This is a genomic window from Xanthomonas sp. SHU 308 (assembly GCF_000364645.1).
Lineage (GTDB): Bacteria > Pseudomonadota > Gammaproteobacteria > Xanthomonadales > Xanthomonadaceae > Xanthomonas_A > Xanthomonas_A sontii.
The window spans coordinates 1-2,148 of sequence record NZ_AQOK01000695.1; the positions used below are offsets into that span (position 1 = coordinate 1).

Consider the following 2,148-nt stretch of genomic DNA (forward strand, 5'->3'; position numbering starts at 1 on the left):
CGCAGACCGAGCAGGTGCGGCAGGCGCGCGCGCAGCACAAGGCCGGCAAGCTCGACGATGCCGCGTACGACGCGTTCCTGGCCGCCGAGACCGAACGCTGCGTGCGTGCGCAGGAGCAACTGGGCCTGGACGTGCTGGTGCACGGCGAGTTCGAGCGCAACGACATGGTCGAATACTTCGGCGAGCAGCTGGACGGCTTCGCCTTCACCCGCCACGGCTGGGTGCAGAGCTACGGCTCGCGCTGCGTGAAGCCGCCGATCATCTACGGCGACGTGCAGCGCCCGGCGCCGATGACGCTGCGCTGGACCACGTACGCGCAGTCGCTGACCGAGCGGCCGATGAAAGGCATGCTGACCGGACCGGTGACGGTGCTGCAGTGGTCGTTCGTGCGCGACGACCAGGAACGCGCGCAGACCTGCCGACAGATCGCGCTGGCGCTGCGCGACGAAGTGCGCGACCTGGAGGCGGCCGGCATCGGCGTGATCCAGATCGACGAGCCGGCGATCCGCGAAGGCCTGCCGCTGCGCCGCGCCGACTGGCAGGCGTATCTGGACTGGGCGGTGCAGTGCTTCCGCATCGCCGCGGCCGGGGTGCGCGATGCCACGCAGATCCACACCCACATGTGCTACTCGGAGTTCAACGACATCATCGAGGCGGTGGCGGCGATGGACGCGGACGTGATCTCGATCGAGACCTCGCGCTCGCGCATGGAACTACTCGATGCCTTCGTGCGCTTCCGCTACCCGAACGCGATCGGGCCGGGCGTGTACGACATCCACTCGCCGCGCGTGCCGAGCACGCAGGAGATGGTGGCGTTGCTGGAGAAGGCACGTGCGGTGCTGGATCCGCAGCAGCTGTGGGTCAACCCGGATTGCGGGCTGAAGACCCGCGGCTGGGCGGAAACCCGCACCGCGCTGCAGGCGATGGTGGCGGCGGCGCAGCAGTTGCGCAGCCAGCACGCGCAGGCGGCGTGACCTGGCGATGCCCGGCGCCACGTGCGCCGGGCATCGCTGCGCTTGCAGCATGTCCGGCATCCCAGTTCGGCGTGCATTGCTGCATTGCGTCTTTGTCCGGCAATGTGCGCTGGCTATAACCGCAGGCGAACGCGTGGCGAGGGGGCGCTGCGTCCTCGCCGACGTGCTGCCGGCGGCGCGGTGCGTCGCGGCTCCGGCATGTGCGTCTGCTTCTCAGCACCGCCAGGGAGAGCGCGTCATGCCGAAGCTGTCGAACCTGTCCGCCGTCTGCGTCCTGTGTCTCGTCGTCCCCGCCGCCGCGCTGCACGCGGCCGAACTGATTCCCAAACAACTGGCCGGACCGCCGGAGGAGTTCGCGCAGATGCGCGCGCCCGCCCCGGCGGAAGCGGCGATCCTCTCCAAGAGCGCGTTGCTGCCGGTGGAGTTCTCCGCCGCGCGCAGCAGTGGCCCGGCGCAGTGGCACACCACCCTGCCGGTGGAGAACGGCAAGCTGCGCTTCGTGGTGCTGTCCGGCGAACACGATTGGCAACCGCGCCTGAGCGCACCGGCCACGGCCAGCGCACGCATGGGCACCGCCGCCGCCACGCCGCTGCTCGCGCCCAGCGCCAAGGCCACCCAACTGGGCGCCGGCGGCGCCGCGCTGCCGGCCCGCGAGTACCACGTGGACAGCGCCGCCAATGGCGACTGGACCCTGACCCTGCAGGCCGACGGCAGCAGCACGGCGCAGCGTGGCTACGTGCTGATGGAGGGCGATCCACGCACGCAACTGGCGTCCTATCCCAGCGACCGCGCGCAACTGCAGCGCGGCCAGCGCATCGGCCTGACCGCCCTGCTCGGCGGCATCGATGCGCAGGGCGGCGTGTCGCTGGCGCGTAGCGCCGGCAGCGGCCGCATCGACACCGCGCAGCTGCGCGTGATCGCGCCGGACGGCTCCGTCAGCCAGTGGCCGATGGCCGACGACGGCCGCCACGGCGACGGCGCCGCGGGCGATGGCGTGTATGCCGGCGACTTCCCGGCGACCGCCACCGGCACCTACATCGCGCAGGTGGTGGCGCATGGTCACGACGCCGGCGGCCAGGCCTTCGTGCGCACCAGCGAGCACGTGCTGCCGGTGCTGGACACCACCTTGCGCATCACCGCCAATGCGGTCGCCGCCAGCGCACAGCCCGGCACC

At 71.5% G+C, this 2,148-nt stretch carries 2 protein-coding genes; both read left to right on the top strand.

All coding sequences use genetic code 11. From position 1 onward, the window contains the following. Positions 1-974: 5-methyltetrahydropteroyltriglutamate--homocysteine S-methyltransferase (gene metE / locus D588_RS0118875; protein ID WP_017917082.1), on the top strand; the 974-nt coding region annotated here is incomplete at its 5' end. 238 nt (positions 975-1,212) lie between these two features. Beyond that, on the top strand, positions 1,213-2,148 hold a 936-nt coding region (locus D588_RS0118880), incomplete at its 3' end, for a choice-of-anchor X domain-containing protein (RefSeq protein ID WP_017917083.1).